16 protein-coding genes are annotated in these 16,996 nt (G+C 73.1%); 7 read left to right on the top strand and 9 right to left on the bottom strand.

Going from position 1 to position 16,996, the window contains the following annotated elements; all coding sequences use genetic code 11:
* Positions 1 to 5: 5 nt before the first annotated feature.
* The gene (locus I003_RS0109670) at positions 6 to 989 is read left to right on the top strand and encodes a COX15/CtaA family protein (RefSeq protein ID WP_027771350.1); all 984 of its coding nucleotides are present in this window, start codon (positions 6 to 8) and stop codon (positions 987 to 989) included.
* Positions 990 to 1,017: 28 nt separating this feature from the next.
* On the opposite strand, the gene I003_RS36790 is transcribed toward I003_RS0109670, so the two are convergent.
* The gene (locus I003_RS36790) at positions 1,018 to 1,500 is read right to left on the bottom strand and encodes a hypothetical protein (protein WP_486584151.1); all 483 of its coding nucleotides are present in this window, start codon (positions 1,498 to 1,500) and stop codon (positions 1,018 to 1,020) included.
* A gap of 42 nt (positions 1,501 to 1,542) precedes the next feature.
* Positions 1,543 to 2,484 carry a heme o synthase gene (locus I003_RS0109660; RefSeq protein ID WP_027771349.1) on the bottom strand — a complete coding sequence of 314 codons (942 nt, stop codon included), beginning with the start codon at positions 2,482 to 2,484 and terminating at the stop codon, positions 1,543 to 1,545.
* Positions 2,485 to 2,736: 252 nt separating this feature from the next.
* Between I003_RS0109660 and tkt the strand changes: the two genes are divergently transcribed.
* The 5 genes from tkt to pgl are packed head-to-tail and all read left to right on the top strand — an operon-like array spanning position 2,737 to position 9,365.
* Positions 2,737 to 4,836, top strand: a complete 2,100-nt coding sequence (tkt, locus tag I003_RS0109655) for a transketolase (protein WP_027771348.1) — start codon at positions 2,737 to 2,739, stop codon at positions 4,834 to 4,836.
* A gap of 47 nt (positions 4,837 to 4,883) precedes the next feature.
* Positions 4,884 to 6,002 carry a transaldolase gene (gene tal / locus I003_RS0109650; protein ID WP_027771347.1) on the top strand — a complete coding sequence of 373 codons (1,119 nt, stop codon included), beginning with the start codon at positions 4,884 to 4,886 and terminating at the stop codon, positions 6,000 to 6,002.
* A 15-nt stretch (positions 6,003 to 6,017) separates the two neighbouring features.
* Positions 6,018 to 7,538, top strand: a complete 1,521-nt coding sequence (zwf, locus tag I003_RS0109645) for a glucose-6-phosphate dehydrogenase (protein ID WP_037720468.1) — start codon at positions 6,018 to 6,020, stop codon at positions 7,536 to 7,538.
* Positions 7,535 to 8,572 carry a glucose-6-phosphate dehydrogenase assembly protein OpcA gene (gene opcA, locus I003_RS0109640; protein ID WP_027771345.1) on the top strand — a complete coding sequence of 346 codons (1,038 nt, stop codon included), beginning with the start codon at positions 7,535 to 7,537 and terminating at the stop codon, positions 8,570 to 8,572. The genes zwf and opcA overlap by 4 nt, the downstream gene beginning before the upstream one ends.
* A gap of 10 nt (positions 8,573 to 8,582) precedes the next feature.
* Complete coding sequence (pgl, locus tag I003_RS0109635; RefSeq protein WP_027771344.1) at positions 8,583 to 9,365, top strand: 6-phosphogluconolactonase; 783 nt, start codon at positions 8,583 to 8,585, stop codon at positions 9,363 to 9,365.
* Positions 9,366 to 9,369: 4 nt separating this feature from the next.
* Here pgl and I003_RS0109630 read toward each other — a convergent pair whose 3' ends face one another.
* The gene (locus I003_RS0109630; protein WP_027771343.1) at positions 9,370 to 10,311 is read right to left on the bottom strand and encodes a BadF/BadG/BcrA/BcrD ATPase family protein; all 942 of its coding nucleotides are present in this window, start codon (positions 10,309 to 10,311) and stop codon (positions 9,370 to 9,372) included.
* 110 nt (positions 10,312 to 10,421) lie between these two features.
* On the opposite strand from I003_RS0109630, the gene I003_RS0109625 reads away from it, so the two are divergent.
* Complete coding sequence (locus I003_RS0109625; RefSeq protein ID WP_027771342.1) at positions 10,422 to 11,183, top strand: SIS domain-containing protein; 762 nt, start codon at positions 10,422 to 10,424, stop codon at positions 11,181 to 11,183.
* On the opposite strand, the gene I003_RS0109620 is transcribed toward I003_RS0109625, so the two are convergent.
* The 6 genes from I003_RS0109620 to tpiA form a co-directional block, all read right to left on the bottom strand.
* A complete protein-coding gene (locus tag I003_RS0109620) occupies positions 11,153 to 12,220 on the bottom strand; it encodes a PP2C family protein-serine/threonine phosphatase (protein ID WP_027771341.1) in 1,068 nt (355 codons plus the stop codon). The genes I003_RS0109625 and I003_RS0109620 overlap by 31 nt on opposite strands.
* A 60-nt stretch (positions 12,221 to 12,280) precedes the next feature.
* Complete coding sequence (pgi, locus tag I003_RS0109615; RefSeq protein ID WP_027771340.1) at positions 12,281 to 13,933, bottom strand: glucose-6-phosphate isomerase; 1,653 nt, start codon at positions 13,931 to 13,933, stop codon at positions 12,281 to 12,283.
* Between the two features lie 10 nt (positions 13,934 to 13,943).
* The gene (locus I003_RS0109610; RefSeq protein ID WP_027771339.1) at positions 13,944 to 15,170 is read right to left on the bottom strand and encodes an MFS transporter; all 1,227 of its coding nucleotides are present in this window, start codon (positions 15,168 to 15,170) and stop codon (positions 13,944 to 13,946) included.
* A 223-nt stretch (positions 15,171 to 15,393) separates the two neighbouring features.
* The gene (locus I003_RS0109605; RefSeq protein WP_078560063.1) at positions 15,394 to 15,729 is read right to left on the bottom strand and encodes an RNA polymerase-binding protein RbpA; all 336 of its coding nucleotides are present in this window, start codon (positions 15,727 to 15,729) and stop codon (positions 15,394 to 15,396) included.
* A 92-nt stretch (positions 15,730 to 15,821) separates the two neighbouring features.
* Complete coding sequence (gene secG / locus I003_RS0109600; protein ID WP_037720488.1) at positions 15,822 to 16,052, bottom strand: preprotein translocase subunit SecG; 231 nt, start codon at positions 16,050 to 16,052, stop codon at positions 15,822 to 15,824.
* 151 nt (positions 16,053 to 16,203) lie between these two features.
* Complete coding sequence (tpiA, locus tag I003_RS0109595; RefSeq protein WP_027771338.1) at positions 16,204 to 16,989, bottom strand: triose-phosphate isomerase; 786 nt, start codon at positions 16,987 to 16,989, stop codon at positions 16,204 to 16,206.
* Positions 16,990 to 16,996: the final 7 nt, after the last annotated feature.

Below are 16,996 nucleotides of genomic sequence, written 5' to 3'. Positions count from 1 at the left end.
GCGCCGTGCAGAACCCCCTCGCCCTCGTCGCCGAGCGCTGGACCCCGACGCAGCAGACGGTCCGGCGTGCGACGCTCTCCGCTCTGCTGATGAGCATCGTCATCGTCGTCACCGGGGGCGCCGTGCGGCTGACGGGCTCCGGACTCGGCTGCGACACCTGGCCCAAGTGCTCCGAGGACAGCCTGCTGGCGACGTCCGAGATGGGGATGCACGGCGCCATCGAGTTCGGCAACCGGCTGCTGACGTACGTGCTGTGCGCCGCCGTCGGCTGGGCCATCGTGGCCGCCCGCGCCACCAAGCCGTGGCGCCGCGAGCTGACGCGGCTGGGCTGGGTGCAGTTCTGGGTGGTCATGGGCAACGCCGTCCTCGGCGGCGCCGCGGTGCTGACCGAGCTGAACCCGTACACCGTCGCCGCCCACTTCCTGCTCGCCACCGGTCTGATCACGATCACGTATCTCACCTGGCACCGTGCCCGCGAGGGTGACGGCGGGCCCGACCCGCTCGTCGGCACCGTGGTGCGCCGGCTGACCCGGGCGCTGGTGGCGGTCTCCGTCCTGCTGCTGGCCGCCGGCACCGTCGTGACCGGCACCGGACGGCACGCGGGCGACTCCAGCGACGTGCCCCGGATGGGGTGGATCAGTTGGGACGACGCGGCGAAGGTGCACTCGTTCACGGCTTGGACGGTGGTCGCCCTGACGATCGCGATCTGGGTGACGCTGAAGCTCGTCGACGGCCCGCCGGGGCCGCTGTCGCGCACCCGGGACCTGTTCCTGGTGCTGATGTCGCAGGCCGCCGTCGGCTACGCGCAGTACCTGACGGACGTGCCCGAAGTCCTGGTCATGATCCACCTGTTCGGTTCGACGCTGGTGTGGATCGCGGTGCTGCGGGTGGCCGTCTCGCTGCGGCACCGGCCGGAGGTCACGCCCGCGGAGGTCCCGCCGCCGGCGGTGCCGGCGGAGGCGCGGCCGGTGGGCTCCACGGCCCCGTAGCGCGCCGCGGTTCACCACCCGGGGACGGTCAGGCGGTGCCGTCCTTCTCCGCGGGCCCGCCGGCCTTCGCGTCCCCGCCGGCCCCGGCCTTGTCGGTCCCGTCGGTCTCGCCGGCCTTGACGGTCCCGCCGGCCCCGGCGCCCTTCGCGGACGTCTCGTCCTTCGCCGGCGTCTCGTCGTCGCGCACCGTCTCCGGGGCACCCGGGGTCGCGGGCCCGCCCACCTGGATTCCGGCCATCCGCGACCACTCGTACGGGCCGGTCCGTACCCCCGCCGCCAGCTCGCCGTCGAAGCTCTCCCGCAGCGCCACCCCGGCGGCCTCGGCCGCCGCCGTCGCGCTCTGCATGCTCGGCGCCACCAGGTCGCCCCACGTCCCGTCCGCCCCGACCAGCACCAGCCGCGCGCCGGGCCGGCCGAGGTACGAGACCTGCCCGCGGGCGCCGCCGTGACGGCCGGCGAAGGACTCGATCTGCCGGGTGAGCCTGCGGGTCCTGCGGTCGTCGTCGCTCATGACGCAGATGCTACCCGCCGGTAAGTCGGCGCCGGAAGGGCCTCAGCGCAGGAAGGGATCCACTGCCACCGCGATGAACAGCAGCGACACATAGGTGATGGACCAGTGGAAGAGCCGCATCTCCTTGAGCTTGGCGCCCACGACCCCGCTCTTCGCCCGCCCCAGCAGCCCGTGCGCCTCGCGCAGCCACACCGCGCCGAGCACCGCCGCCACCGCCGGGTAGAACCAGCCGGTGTAGCCCAGCGGCCACAGCAGCAGGGAGACGGCGACCATCACCCAGCTATAGGCGACGATCTGCCGCGCCACGACCCTGTTCGACGCCACCACCGGCAGCATCGGCACCTTGACCCGCGCGTAGTCGTCCTTGACCTTCATCGACAGCGGCCAGTAGTGCGGCGGGGTCCAGAAGAACATCACCAGGAAGAGGATCAGCGAGGCCCAGGAGACGGAGTTCGTCACCGCGGACCAGCCGATGGCGACCGGCATGCAGCCGGCGATGCCGCCCCAGACGATGTTCTGCGAGGTGCGCCGCTTCAGCAGCATCGTGTAGACGAGGACGTAGAAGAGGTTCGCCCCCAGGGCGAGCGCGGCCGACAGCGGGTTGACGAGTGTGGCGAACCACACCGTGGACACCACCGTCAGCGCCAGGCCGAAGGCCAGTCCCTCGGCCGGCCTGACCATCCCGGTCACCAGCGGCCGCTGCTCCGTGCGGTGCATCAGCGCGTCGATGTCCCGGTCGAGGTACATGTTCAGCGCGTTGGCCCCGCCCGCGGAGAGATAGCCGCCGATACAGGTGGTGAGGACGAGCCACAGGTCGGGCACGCCCTCGGCGGCCAGGAACATCACCGGAACAGTGGTGATGAGCAGCAGCTCGATGATGCGCGGCTTGGTCAGCGCCACGAACGCCCTGACCCGGGCACCGGTCGGCCGGTGCACGGTGCCCTGCCCGAGTACACCCGCGGGTCGGGATTCGACGGCCGTCACGGACACCTCTGCATCGCGGTCAAGGGATTCTGCACGTCGTCACTGTAGACGCTGTGTATCGGCCCCCCGCGCGGGGGGTGCCCCGTGTTGGGGGGTGCGGAACCGGTCCTCGTGAGGCCGCCGGGACGCCGTCCGGCAGGCGCGACCGGCCCGGCACCGGCAGTCTGGATATCAGCGGGATAGGCTCGAAGGCGCCCGGTGCTTTCCGGTCGCCGGAGTTCCCGACCGTGGAGAGAGGAGCCCTGAACAAGGGTGAGCACGCAGCCGAACACCGACCTCGAGTGGAACGAACTGGACGACCGCGCGGTGGACACCGCCCGCGTTCTGGCCATGGACGCCGTACAGAAGGTCGGTAACGGCCACCCCGGCACGGCGATGAGCCTGGCCCCCGCCGCGTACACCCTCTTCCAGAAGGTGATGCGGCACGATCCGGCCGACCCGCAGTGGACCGGCCGGGACCGCTTCGTCCTCTCCGCCGGCCACTCCAGCCTGACGCTCTACACCCAGCTCTACCTCGGCGGGTTCGGCCTGGAGCTGGCCGACCTGGAGGCGTTCCGCACCTGGGGCTCCCAGACCCCGGGCCACCCCGAGTACGGGCACACCGCCGGCGTCGAGACGACGACGGGGCCGCTCGGCCAGGGCCTCGCGAACGCCGTCGGCATGGCGATGTCCGCGCGCTACGAGCGCGGCCTGTTCGACCCGGACGCGCCCGCCGGCACCTCCCCGTTCGACCACCACATCTGGGTGATCGCGGGCGACGGCTGCCTGCAGGAGGGCATCTCGCACGAGGCGTCCTCGCTGGCCGGCCACCAGAAGCTGGGCAACCTCATACTGCTCTGGGACGACAACCACATCTCCATCGAGGGCGACACCGCCGCCGCCGTCTCCGAGGACACCGTCGCGCGCTACGAGGCGTACGGCTGGCACGTCCAGCGCGTCGAGCAGAAGCCGAACGGCGACCTGGACCCCGAGGCGCTGTACCGGGCGTTCCAGGAGGCCAAGGCGGTCACCGACCGGCCCTCGTTCATCGCGGTCCGCTCGATCATCGCCTGGCCGGCCCCGAACGCGCAGAACACCGAGGCCGCGCACGGCTCGGCGCTGGGTGAGGAGGAGGTCGCCGCGACCAAGCGCGTCCTCGGCTTCGACCCCGGGCGGCACTTCGAGGTCGACGGCGACGTGCTCGCGCACACCCGCGCGCTCGGTGAGCGCGGCGCGGAGGTGCACGCCGCGTGGGACAAGCAGTTCGCCGTCTGGCGGGAGGAGAATCCCGGGCGCGCCGCCGAGTTCGACCGGATCCGCGCGGGCGAGCTGCCCGCGGGCTGGGCGGACGAGCTGCCGTCGTTCCCGGCCGGCAAGGCCGTGGCCACCCGCAAGGCGTCGGGCGAGGTGCTGAAGGCGCTCGGCCCGGTGGTGCCCGAGCTGTGGGGCGGCTCCGCCGACCTCGCCGGGTCCAACAACACCACCATCCCCGGCTCGACGTCCTTCCTGCCCTCCGACAACCCGCTGCAGGACGCCGACCCGTACGGCCGGACCGTCCACAACGGCATCCGCGAGCACGCCATGGCGGCCGTGATGAACGGCATCACGCTGCACGGCAACACCCGCGTGTACGGCGGCACGTTCCTCGTCTTCTCCGACTACATGCGCAACGCGGTGCGGCTCTCCGCGCTGATGCACCTGCCGGTGACGTACGTGTGGACGCACGACTCGATCGGCCTCGGCGAGGACGGCCCGACCCACCAGCCGGTCGAGCACCTGGCGAGCCTGCGCGCGATCCCCGGGCTGAACGTCGTCCGGCCGGCGGACGCCAACGAGACGGTCGTCGCCTGGCGTGAGATCCTGCGCCGCTACACCAAGGAGTACGGCGTCGGCGCGCCACACGGCCTGGCGCTGACCCGGCAGGGCGTGCCGACGTTCGAGACGAACGGTGCCGTCGAGAACGCCGCGAAGGGCGGCTACGTGCTGTTCGAGGCCGAGGGTCCGGGCGGCGAGCGGGCCGAGCCGCAGGTCGTCCTCATCGGCACCGGGTCCGAGGTGCAGCTCGCGGTCGACGCCCGTCAGCAGTTGCAGGCTGAGGGCGTTCCGACGAGGGTGGTCTCGATGCCGTCCGTGGAGTGGTTCGACGAGCAGCCGCGGGAGTACCGCGACGCCGTGCTGCCGCCCGCCGTCAGGGCCCGGGTGGCGGTCGAGGCGGGCGTCGGGATGCCGTGGCAGCGCTTCGTCGGAGACGCCGGACGGGTCGTCTCCCTGGAGCACTTCGGTGCCTCCGCCGACTACAAGGTCCTGTTCCGCGAGTACGGACTCACCGCCGACGCCGTCGCCGAAGCGGCCCGGGAATCCCTGCGGGCCTGAAGTCGCTGACGCATACAGACGAAACGATGTCAGGAGATGCAATACCGATGACCGACGCACTCGAGCGCCTCTCCGGTGAAGGCGTCGCGATCTGGCTCGACGACCTGTCGCGCAAGCGCATCACGTCCGGCAACCTCGCCGAACTGATCGACGGGAGCCACGTCGTGGGCGTGACCACCAATCCCACGATCTTCCAGAAGGCCATCTCCGCCGGCGACGGCTACGAAGGCCAGCTCAGGGACCTCGCCACCCGCGGCGTCACCGTCGAGGAGGCCGTCCGCATGATCACGACGGCCGATGTACGCGACGCCGCCGACGTGCTCCGACCGGTGCACGACGCCACCGAGGGCCAGGACGGCCGGGTCTCCATCGAGGTCGACCCGCGGCTGGCCCACCACACGGCCGCGACCATCGCCGAGGCCAAGCAGTTGGCCTGGCTGGTCGACCGGCCCAATCTGTTCGTGAAGATCCCCGCCACCCGGGCGGGCCTGCCCGCCATCACCGAGGTGCTCGGCAAGGGCATCAGCGTGAACGTGACGCTGATCTTCTCGCTGGAGCGCTACCGCGAGGTGATGGACGCCTTCCTCGCCGGTCTGGAGCAGGCGAAGGCCGCCGGCCTGGACCTGGCGGAGATCCGCTCGGTCGCCTCGTTCTTCGTCTCCCGCGTGGACACCGAGGTCGACAAGCGGCTCGACGCCATGGGCACCGCGGAGGCGAAGGAGCTGCGCGGCCGGGCCGCCGTCGCCAACGCCCGGCTGGCGTACGAGGCGTACGAGGAGGTCTTCTCCTCGGACCGCTGGCTGGCGCTGGAGAGGGCCGGCGCCCACAAGCAGCGCCCCCTGTGGGCGTCGACGGGCGTGAAGGACAAGGCGTACAAGGACACGCTCTACGTGGACGACCTGGTCGCCCCGGGGACGGTCAACACCATGCCGGAGGCGACGCTGCACGCCGTCGCCGACCACGGCGCCATCGAGGGCGACGCGGTGCGCGGCACGTACGCCGAGGCGCGCGCCGACCTCGACGCCCTGGAGAAGCTGGGCATCTCGTACGACGAGGTGGTCGGCGTGCTGGAGGACGAGGGCGTGGAGAAGTTCGCGAAGTCGTGGACCGACCTGCTCGACTCCACCCGGGTGGAGCTGGAACGCCGTGCACCGAAGGGGGCGTAGTCGAAGGTGACCGGCATGGGCACCAACCCGCTGCGGGACCCGCAGGACCGGCGGCTGCCGCGGATCGCGGGGCCCTCGGGCCTGGTGATCTTCGGCGTCACCGGCGACCTGTCGCGCAAGAAGCTGATGCCCGCCGTGTACGACCTGGCGAACCGGGGTCTGCTGCCGCCCGGCTTCTCCCTCGTCGGCTTCGCCCGCCGTGACTGGGCGGACGAGGACTTCGCGCAGGTCGTGCACGACTCGGTCAAGGAGCACGCGCGCACGCCCTTCCGCGAGGAGGTGTGGCAGCAGCTCTCCGAGGGCTTCCGGTTCGTCCAGGGCAACTTCGACGACGACGAGGCGTTCGAGCGGCTGCGCACCACCGTCGACGATCTGGACAAGGCCCGCGGCACGGGCGGGAACTTCGCGTTCTACCTCTCCGTGCCGCCGAAGTTCTTCCCGCTGGTCGTCCAGCAGCTCAAGGAGCACCGCCTCACCGACCCGCCCGGCGACTCCTGGCGGCGCGCGGTCATCGAGAAGCCTTTCGGGCACGACCTGAAGAGCGCGGAGGAGCTGAACCGGATCGTCCACGAGGTCTTCGAGCCCGACCAGGTCTTCCGCATCGACCACTACCTGGGCAAGGAGACCGTCCAGAACATTCTGGCGCTGCGCTTCGCCAACACCATGTTCGAGCCGATCTGGAACCGGTCGTACGTGGACCACGTGCAGATCACCATGGCCGAGGACATCGGCATCGGCGGTCGCGCCGGGTACTACGACGGCATCGGCGCCGCCCGCGACGTCATCCAGAACCACCTGCTGCAACTGCTGGCTCTGACCGCCATGGAGGAGCCGACGGCCTTCGACGCGCAGGCCCTGGTGGCGGAGAAGACCAAGGTGCTGGAGTCGGTGCGCCTGCCCGAGGACCTGGGCCGGCACACGGTCCGCGCGCAGTACACGGCCGGCTGGCAGGGCGGTGAGAAGGTGCGCGGCTACCTGGAGGAGGAGGGCATCGACGCCCACTCCGGGACCGACACCTACGCCGCGATCAAGCTGGAGATCGACAACCGCCGCTGGGCGGGTGTGCCGTTCTACCTGCGCGCCGGCAAGCGCCTCGGCCGCCGGGTCACGGAGATCGCCGTCGTCTTCCAGCGGGCGCCGCACCTGCCCTTCGACACCACCGACACGATGGAGCTGGGCCAGAACGCGCTGGTGATCCGCGTCCAGCCGGACGAGGGCATCACCGTGCGGTTCGGCTCCAAGGTGCCGGGCACGTCGATGGAGGTGCGGGACGTGACGATGGACTTCGCCTACGGCGAGTCCTTCACCGAGTCCAGCCCCGAGGCGTACGAACGGCTGCTGCTGGACGTACTCCTCGGCGACGCGAACCTCTTCCCGCGCCCCCAGGAGGTCGAGCTGTCCTGGCAGATCCTCGACCCGATCGAGGAGCACTGGGCCGGGCACGGCAGGCCCGAGTCCTACACCGCGGGCACCTGGGGCCCGAAGGCGGCGGACGAGATGCTGGCACGAGACGGACGGAGCTGGCGGCGGCCATGAACATCGACCTCACCGAGACCACCTCGGCCCAGATCAACTCCGCGCTCGTGGGCGCCCGGCGGGCCACCGGCACGCCGGCGGTCGGCATGGTGCTCACGCTGGTGATAGTCACCGACGAGGGCAACCACTACGACGCGCTCAAGGCCGCCAGCCAGGCGTCCAAGGAGCATCCGTCGCGGATCCTGGTCGTCATCAAGCGCCCCGGCCGCACCCCGCGCGAGCGCGCGCTGGCGCGGCTGGACGCCGAGGTGCGTGTCGGCAACGAGACGGACACCGGCGAGACCGTGCTGCTGCGGCTGCACGGCGAACTGGCCGGGCACGCGGCGAGCGTCGTGCTGCCGCTGCTGCTGTCGGACGCGCCGGTGGTGGTGTGGTGGCCGGATGACGCGCCGGAGAACCCGGCGGAGGACCTGCTGGGCAAGCTCGCCACCCGCCGCATCACGGACGCCGCGGCCTGCGAGGACCCGGTCGACGCGCTGCGGCAGCGGGCCACGGCGTACGCGCCCGGGGACACCGACCTGGCGTGGACGCGGATCACGCCGTGGCGCAGCGTGCTGGCGGCGGCGCTGGACCAGCGGCACGCGGCCATCGAGTCCGCGGTGGTGGAGGGCGAGGAGTACAACCCCTCCACGGAGCTGCTGGCGCTGTGGCTGGCCGCACGGCTCGGGGTGCCGGTGGAGCGCACGGGCTCGCCGGGCCCGGGGCTGACCGCGGTACGGCTGATGACGGCGGACGGCGTGATCTGCCTCGACCGGCCGAACGGCGCGCTGGCGGAGCTGGCGGTGCCGGGGCAGCCGGAGCGGCACGTGGCGCTCAAGCGGCGTACGACGGCGGAGCTGATCGCCGAGGAGCTGCGGCGTCTGGACCCGGACGAGGCGTACGCCAACGCGGTGGCGTACGGCGTGGAGCGGCTGGCACCCGCGGGCGCGGTCCAGGCGGCGGAGGCGGAGGCGGAGGCCGCGCCGGCCGGCGACGGGAAGAAGGCGCCGGCGAAGAAGGCGGCCGGGAAGTCGTCCTCGGCCAGGGCTTCCTGAGCGGGGCGCCGTGAGCACACCGCAGATCGTCGTCCACCGCGACAAGGAGCTGATGGCCGAGGCGGCCGCCGCCCGGCTGATCACGAAGGTCGTGGACGCGCAGTCGGCGCGGGGCGCGGCGTCGGTCGTGCTCACCGGCGGCCGCAACGGCAACGGCCTGCTGGCCGCACTCGCCGCCGCACCGGCCCGGGATGCGGTCGACTGGTCGCGGCTCGACCTGTGGTGGGGCGACGAGCGCTTCCTGCCGCCCGGCGACCCCGACCGCAACGCGACCCAGGCGCGCGAGGCGCTGCTGGACGCGGTGCCGCTCGACCCGGCGCGGGTGCACGAGATGCCGGCGGCGCAGACGGAGTTCGGTGCCGACGCGGACGCCGCCGCGGCGGCGTACGCGCGCGAACTGGCCGCCGCGGCACGGCCGGAGGACCACGGCCCGGTCCCGGCCTTCGACGTGCTGCTGCTGGGTGTCGGCCCGGACACGCACGTCGCGTCGCTCTTCCCGGAGCTGCCGGGGGTGCGGGAGACGGAGCGCACGGTCGTCGGCGTCCACGGGGCGCCGAAGCCACCGCCGACGCGGATCTCGCTGACGCTGCCGGCGATCAGGGCCGCGCGGGAGGTGTGGCTGCTGGCGGCCGGCGAGGACAAGGCCCGGGCGGCGGCGATGGCCCTGTCGGGCGGGGGCGAGATCCAGGCTCCCGCCGCGGGCGCCCGGGGCCGCACCCGCACCCTGTGGCTCCTGGACCGCCCGGCCGCGGCCCTGCTCCCCCCGTCGCTGTACCCCCCGGCGTCTCCGTAGCTCCTCAGACCATGGCGCACGCCAGCGCCACCGCGCCGGCCGTCCCGTCCGGGACCGGGGCCGGCGTCAGGCCGTACGGGCGCATGCGGGCGGTGAAGCGGGCCAGGAGGGGGCCCGCGGGGGCGAGGAGGCCGCCCGTGGTGACCAGGGCCTCGCCGGGCGCGGGGGCGAGCACGGCGGCGGTCTCCGCAAGCCGGTCCGCGGCCTCGTCCAGGATCGCCCCGGCCACCGCGTCGCCGGCCTCGGCAGCCCGTACGACCACCGGGCACAGCCGCGCGATCTCCACCGGCGCCCCGGCGAACCCGGCGTCCACCAGCGCGACCCGCACCACCGGGTCCCGGGCCGGGGCACCGGGGCCTCCGGTCGCCTCGGTCAGCAGCCCCACCAGCGCCGTCGCCGGACCCCGGCCGTCGAGGGCGCGCAGCGCGGCGCGCAGGGCCCGGCGGGCGATCCAGAAGCCGCTGCCCTCGTCGCCCAGGAGCCAGCCGTGGCCGTCGATCGTCGTCGTCTGCCGCCGGGCCGCGATCCGGGCCGCCGACGCGCCCGTGCCCGCGATCAGGACCACGCCCGCCCGCGGTGCTCCCGGGCCCGCCGCGAAGGCGATCTCCGTGTCGCCACGCACCTGCACCGGCACCCGCCCCGCCCCGGCGCGGTGCAGCGCCGTGCGCAGGGCCGCGTACGCCACCCGCGTGCCCGCGTCGTCCGGGTTGCGGGGCTCCGCGCCGGCGACGCCCGCGACCACGGCCACGACCGCGCCCGGACCCGCCGCCTCCGCCAGCGGGGCCACGCACGCCGTCAGCCGGGCGGTCAGCACCTCCGCCGGCACCGACCGCGGGTTGCCCGCCCCCGCCGTCGCCGTGCGCAGCACCCCGCCCCCCGCGGCGGGCGCGAGGGCCGCGCGGGTGCGCGTACCGCCCACGTCGATGCCGATGACAAGCTTCTCCACTGCCCGCTCCCGGTGGTCGGCGCCCCGTCGCGCCCTTGACGTGCCGTGCGCGACTGCCTGAGATTGACCCCGCGTAGGGCATGTTGTCCAGACCACTTCCGGGAGCACCGATGACCCACAGGCCGATCAGCGCAGCCGCCTTCACCGCCGAGGCCCTGGCCTCCCTGCGGCGCGTGGCGGAGGGGCAGCGCTCCGAGGTCGCCGCCGCCGCCCGGGTGTTCGCGGACGCCCTGGGCGGTGAGGGCGTGATCCAGGCGTTCGGCACCGGGCACTCCGAGTCGCTGGCGACCGAGATCGCCGGCCGCGCCGGAGGCTTCGTGCCGACCAACAAGATCGCCCTGCGCGACCTCGTGATCTACGGCGGCGAGCCCCCCGCGCTGCTCTCCGACGCCAAGCTGGAGCGCGACCCCGGCACCGCGCGCCGGCTCTACGAGCTGGCCGCACCGCACCCTGGGGACGCCTTCGTCATCGCCTCGAACTCCGGCATCAACGGCTGCGTGGTGGAGATGGCCGCCGTCGTCAAGGAGCACGGGCACCCGCTCGTCGCGATCACCTCGTTGTCCCACGGCACCCGCGCCGAGTCCCGGCACCCCTCCGGCAAGCGGCTGACCGACCACGCCGACGTGGTGCTCGACAACGGCGCTCCCTTCGGCGACTCCGTGCTGACGCTGCCCGGCGGCGGTACGGCCTGCGCGGTGTCGTCGCTCACCGGCGCGCTGCTCGTGCAGCAGGTCGTCGCCGAGGCGATCCGGCTGCTGCTGGAGCGCGGCGCCACGCCTCCGGTGTACCTGTCCGCGAACATCCCCGAGGGCGATGCGCACAACGCCGCGCTGGAAGCCCGCTACGCGGGCCGGATCCGCCGCGGAGCGTAGCGCAGCAGCACCAGCGCCGAATCGTCCTGCGGCTCGGGTGCCCACGCCGCGAGGTCGTGCCGCAGCGCCGTCAGCACGTCCGCCGGCGGACACCCGTGCGGCGCGCAGGCGTAGCGCTGGGCCAGCGGGAAGAACTCTCCCGCCGCGCTGCGCGCCTCCAGCACGCCGTCGGTGGTCAGCAGCAGCTCGTCGCCCTCGGCGAGCGCCATGGTGGTCTCCTCGACGTCCGCCAGGGGCGACCTCGGCAGGCCGAGGCCCAGCGGCGGGCCGCCGCGCAGGTCGGTCTGGCGTACGCGGCCCGCGGCGCTGCGCAGCAGCGGCGAGGGGTGGCCGAAGTTGAGGACCCGGCACAGCCCCTCCCCGGAGATCGTCAGCATCAGCACGGTGGCGAAGCTCTCCGGACCGCCGTCCCGCGCCAGGCTGCGGTCCAGACGCGCGGCGATCCGGTCCAGCTCCGGCTCCTCGTAGGCGGCCTCGCGGAGGACGCCGATGGCCGTGGCGGTGGTGCGTACGACGCCGAGGCCGTGGCCGCGGACGTCACCCATGATGACGCGCACGCCCCACCGGGTGCAGAGAACCTTGTAGAAGTCGCCCCCGATCATCGCCTCGTCGGTGGCGGAACGGTACGAGTGCGCCACGTCCAGCGGCCCGGCCCGGGCCGGTGGCACGGGCAGGAGCGCCCGCTGGACGATGTTGGCGACCCGGGTGACGCTGCCGAGCCGCTTCTCGCGCGCCAGGCGCTCCCGGTGCACGAGCAGCCCGATCCCGATCGCAGCGAGGATCCCGAGGACGCGGGCGGCGAAGTCCAGGTCGAAGGCGTGAAAGTTCCACCAGCTCAGCAGGCCGCCCATGACCAGCGCGGCCGCGCCGGAGACGAGGATCGCCCGGCGGGTGCCGTTGACCGCGACGAGCGCCGGTACGACCGCGAACAGGGCGGCCAGCGAGCTGCCGCGCTTCGACAACAAGTCAACGGCGGTCACGGCGACCAGGAAGAGCCCTCCGGCCCAGTAGGGATAGTAGCCGCGAAGCGCCCGCATTCCTTCAGGCTGCCGTGCGCACCCCCGGCGCGCGAGCCGAGCGCCGCCGAACGCCGCAGGTCAGCGACCCCTCAAAGCCCGATAGGCGTCGACCAGCGCGAGGGTGGAGCCGTCCAGCCCGTCGACCTCCGTGCCGTCCGTGAGCGCCGGCTCCAGCCGCTTGGCCAGCACCTTGCCCAGCTCGACGCCCCACTGGTCGAAGGAGTCGATGCCCCAGACCGCGCCCTGGACGAAGACCTTGTGCTCGTACAGCGCGACGAGCTGCCCCAGCACCGAGGGGGTGAGTCCGTCGGCCAGGATCGTCGTCGTCGGGCGGTTCCCCGGGAACGTACGGTGCGGCACCTGCGCCGCGGGCACGCCCTCGGCCGCGACCTCCGCCGCCGTCTTGCCGAAGGCGAGCGCCTGGCCCTGGGCGAAGAGGTTCGCCATCAGCAGGTCGTGCTGCCCGGCCAGCTCGCCCAGCTCGGCGATCGGCCGGGCGAAGCCGATCAGGTCGGCGGGGATCATCTTGGTGCCCTGGTGCAGGAGCTGGTAGTAGGCGTGCTGGCCGTTGGTGCCGGGCGTCCCCCAGACCACGGGCCCGGTCTGCCAGCCGACCCGCTCGCCGCCGCGGTCGGTGGACTTGCCGTTGGACTCCATGTCGAGCTGCTGCAGATAGGCGGTGAACTTCGACAGGTAGTGGCTGTACGGGAGCACGGCGTGCGACTGCGCGTCGAAGAAGTTGTTGTACCAGACGCCGAGGAGGCCCAGCAGCAGCGGCGCGTTCTCCTCCGCCGGCGCGGTGCGGAAGTGCTCGTCGACCAGCCGGAAGCCGGCCAGCATCTCGCGGAAGGCGACCGGGCCGATCGCCACCATGAGGGACAGGCCGATGGCGGAGTCGTACGAGTAGCGCCCGCCGACCCAGTCCCAGAATTCGAACATGTTGTCGGTGTCGATGCCGAACTCGGCGACCTTGGCCGCATTGGTCGACAAAGCGACGAAGTGCTTCGCGACCGCCTCGTCACCGGCGCCGAGCCCCGCCAGCAGCCAGCGCTTCGCGGCGGTGGCGTTGGTGATCGTCTCGATGGTGGTGAAGGTCTTCGAGGCGATGACGAACAGCGTGGTCTCGGGGTCGAGGTCGCGCACGGCCTCGTGCAGGTCGGCGCCGTCGACGTTGGAGACGAAGCGGACGGTCAGATCCCGCTGGGTGTACGCGCGCAGCGCCTCGTACGCCATGGCGGGGCCCAGGTCGGATCCGCCGATGCCGACGTTGACCACGGCGCGGACCGGCTTGCCGGTGTGGCCGCGCCAGTCGCCGGAGCGGACCCGGTCGGCGAAGGTCGTCATCCGGGTGAGCACGTGGTGCACGCCGGGCACCACGTCCACGCCGTCCACCTCGACGGACTCGGCGCTGGGCGCACGCAGCGCGGTGTGCAGGACGGCGCGGTCCTCGGTGACGTTGATCTTCTCGCCCCGGAACATGGCGTCGCGCAGCTCGGCGACACCGGTCGCGGCGGCCAGCTCGCGCAGCAGGCGCAGCGTCTCGTCGGTGACGAGCTGCTTGGAGTAGTCCAGGTAGAGATCGCCGACGCTGAGCGTGTACCGGCGACCGCGCTCGGGGTCGGCGTCGAACAGCTCGCGCAGATGGGTGGCGCCGAACTCCTCGCGGTGCTTGGCGAGTGCGTGCCACTCGGGTGTCCGGTCGAGCCTGGTGCGTGACGTGGTGTCGGCCATGCCACCCAACCTAATTGATCCCCGAGCGCGCCGCCGGTCCGAGCGCGAGCACGCCGAGGCCGGTCAGGACGGCGGCGGCGAGCGCGGGGGTGTTCCGGCCGAGCGCGCCGGCGAGCACCCCGCCGAGCACGGCCCCGAGCGGCACCACGGAGATCGACAGGGTACGGAACGCGGCGCCGACCCGGCCGAGGGAACCGGCGGGGCTGCGCCGCTGGAGCACGGTGACCTCCGTGGCCGTCCAGAGCATCCCGGCGAAGCCCAGGACGGCCAGCGCGGCACCGGCCGCCGGGAGGCTGCGTACGGTGCCGAACACCGCCAGACAGGCCGCCTGGGCGAGCCCCGCCCCGACCAGGGTGCGCGGGGCGCCGAGGGCGGCGGTGACGCGGCCGGCGACCATGCCGCCGGCGACGCTCCCGACGCCGTACGCGGTGAGTGCGAGGGCGTAGCCGGTGGTGCCCGCGCCGAGCCAGCCGGTCAGGTGCAGCACGAGGGTGGCGACGAGGGCGCCGAAGCCGGCGTTGGCGACGACGGTGGACGCGCAGACGCCCCGGAGCACCGGGTCGGACCACAGGGCGCGCAGCCCGTCGGCGACGTCCCTGCGCAGCGGGGTCCGGGGCCGCCCGGCGGCCGGGCGGGGCCGGTGGGGAACGCCGGCGACGAGGACGGCGGCCAGCAGGTACGAAACGGCGTCCACGGCGTACGGCACGGCGGCCCCGGCGCCGACGAGCACGGGCACCAGCGGGGTGCCGGCGAAACGGTGCACGGCCTCCTGGCCGGCGAGCAGCCGGCCGTTCGCGGTGCCGAGCGCGGTGTCCGGCACGACGGCGGGCAGCAGGGCGGTGGCGGCGTTGTCGAAGACGGTCTGCAGGGCGGTGAGCGCGAAGGCGAGGACGAGGAGCAGGGCGATGCCGGCCCGGTCCAGCCACACCGCGAGCGCGAATCCGGCCATCAGCAGCCCGCGCAGCACGTCCACGATCCACATCGCGCGCCGCTGGTCGACGCGGTCCGCGAGCGCACCGCCGATCAGCCCGAAGAGCAGCCAGGGCAGGTAGCCGCAGGCCGTGACGAACGCGACGAGCAGCGCGGAGTCGGTCAGCTCGACGGCCAGCAGCGGCAGCGCGGCGCCCCGCAGGGCGTCACCGAAGCGGGAGACGACGGCGGCGGACCACAGCCGCCCGAAACCGCCGCGCCAGGGCGGTGCCGCGGTGTGCCGCGGGTGGAGGGTCTCGGATCGCATGCCGGGACCGTAGGTACGCCGGCCGGCGGGGCACCTCGGGCTGTTGCCCTATCCGCCGCCTCAGATCGCGCGGCCGGTCCTGCGGTGCGGCTCGGCGGGGCCGGCCGGGCTCACGTGAGAGCGCGGGGGCACTGCCGGTGAGAAGTGAGGGTGTCCGCGGCGGGGCCGCGGCTCGGGCGGCTCGGCGCTGTGCTGCCGGTGGCCGCCCGCGAGCACGGCCGGATCAGATCTCGCCGCGGAGCTTGGCGAGGGCCTCGGCGAGGATGGCCTCGCCGTCGGCGTCGCTGCGCCGCTCACGCACGTACGCGAGGTGCGTCTTGTACGGCTCGGTGCGCGGCGGGTCCGGCGGGTTGTCCCGGTCCTGGCCGGCCGGGAAACCACAGCGCGGGCAGTCCCAACTGTCCGGGATCTGCGCGTCGGTGGCGAAGCTGGGTCGGGTCTCGTGCCCGTTGGAGCACCAGAAGGAGACCCGCAGGCGCGGCGCTGACTCGCCCCGCTCCGCCTCCCCCATCGGCCCGGCGCCGACCCGGCTTCCACGGATCGCGTTGCCACTTGCCACGGTCGTAACTCCCTGCGTGAAATGCGGCGGGGCATCGTCGGCGACCCCGCCGCGGGCGCCCTAGTCTACGTACCGCCGGTCGCCGTGGTGGCTCAGCTGTCGAACTTCATCAGCAGGCCCAGCACGACGATGATGGCGAACCAGATCAGGCCGACGACCACGGTGATCCGGTCGAGGTTGCGCTCGGCGACGGAGGAGCCGCCGACGGAGGACTGCATGCCCCCGCCGAACATGTCGGACAGGCCGCCGCCCTTGCCCTTGTGCATGAGGACGAGCATCATCAGCAGCCCGCTGAAGATGATCAGGGCGATGGAGAACGCCACGGTCACGGCTTTTCCAACTCTCTCGGTGACGGACAGATACCGTAAGGGGCCGGTGCAGTCATCCTGCGTGACCGGCCCCCGACAGCCTACGACGAACAGGCGGCCCGGGCCTACTCCCCGGATCGGGGGAAGGGGCCCGGGCCGGCGGACCTCACTGGTCGCGGTAGCGGACGATCTTGACGAACTCGTCGGCGTCCAGCGAAGCGCCGCCGATCAGAGCGCCGTCCACGTCGGGCTGCGCCATGATCGCCGCGACGTTGCCGCTCTTGACGGAGCCGCCGTACTGAATGCGGACCGCGTCCGCCACCTCCTGGCTGTACAGCTCGGCCAGCCGCCCCCGGATGGCGCCGCAGACCTCCTGCGCGTCCTCCGGAGTGGCGACCTCGCCGGTGCCGATGGCCCACACCGGCTCGTACGCGACGACGATGCTCTCCGCCTCCGCGGCGCCGACGTCCTTCAGCGCCCCGTCGAGCTGCGCGAGGGTGTGCGCGACCTGGTCGCCCGCCTTGCGCACGTCCAGGCCCTCGCCGATGCACAGGATCGGTGTGATGCCCCACTTGAACGCGGCCTTCACCTTGGCGTTGACGAGCGCGTCGTCCTCGCCGTGGTACTGACGCCGCTCGGAGTGGCCGACGACGACGTACGTGCAGTGGAGCTTGGCCAGCATCGGGCCGGAGACGTCACCCGTGTATGCGCCGGCGTCGTGCGGCGAGAGGTCCTGGGCGCCGTACTTGATCTTCAGCTTGTCGCCGTCCACGAGCGTCTGCACCGAGCGCAGATCCGTGTACGGCGGCAGGACGGCGACCTCGACGGCCTCGTAGTCCTTGTCGTGGAGCGCGAAGGCGAGCTTCTGGACGTGCGCGATGCCCTCAAGGTGGTTGAGGTTCATCTTCCAGTTGCCCGCCATGAACGGGATACGGGTCGGCTTGTCGTTCATCGTTACG

The sequence above is a fragment of the Streptomyces sp. CNQ329 genome, assembly GCF_000482585.1.
This window is presented reverse-complemented; position numbering and strand designations above follow the sequence as displayed.

Bases quoted from the DNA above. Each gene is read 5' to 3' on its own strand.
- I003_RS36790 (WP_486584151.1), bottom strand. From the start codon at position 1,500: ATGAGCGACGACGACCGCAGGACCCGCAGGCTCACCCGGCAGATCGAG.
- tal (WP_027771347.1), top strand. From the start codon at position 4,884: ATGACCGACGCACTCGAGCGCCTCTCCGGTGAAGGCGTCGCGATCTGG.
- zwf (WP_037720468.1), top strand. From the start codon at position 6,018: ATGGGCACCAACCCGCTGCGGGACCCGCAGGACCGGCGGCTGCCGCGG.
- opcA (WP_027771345.1), top strand. From the start codon at position 7,535: ATGAACATCGACCTCACCGAGACCACCTCGGCCCAGATCAACTCCGCG.
- I003_RS0109625 (WP_027771342.1), top strand. From the start codon at position 10,422: ATGACCCACAGGCCGATCAGCGCAGCCGCCTTCACCGCCGAGGCCCTG.
- I003_RS0109620 (WP_027771341.1), bottom strand. From the start codon at position 12,220: ATGCGGGCGCTTCGCGGCTACTATCCCTACTGGGCCGGAGGGCTCTTC.
- pgi (WP_027771340.1), bottom strand. From the start codon at position 13,933: ATGGCCGACACCACGTCACGCACCAGGCTCGACCGGACACCCGAGTGG.
- I003_RS0109610 (WP_027771339.1), bottom strand. From the start codon at position 15,170: ATGCGATCCGAGACCCTCCACCCGCGGCACACCGCGGCACCGCCCTGG.
- tpiA (WP_027771338.1), bottom strand. From the start codon at position 16,989: ATGAACGACAAGCCGACCCGTATCCCGTTCATGGCGGGCAACTGGAAG.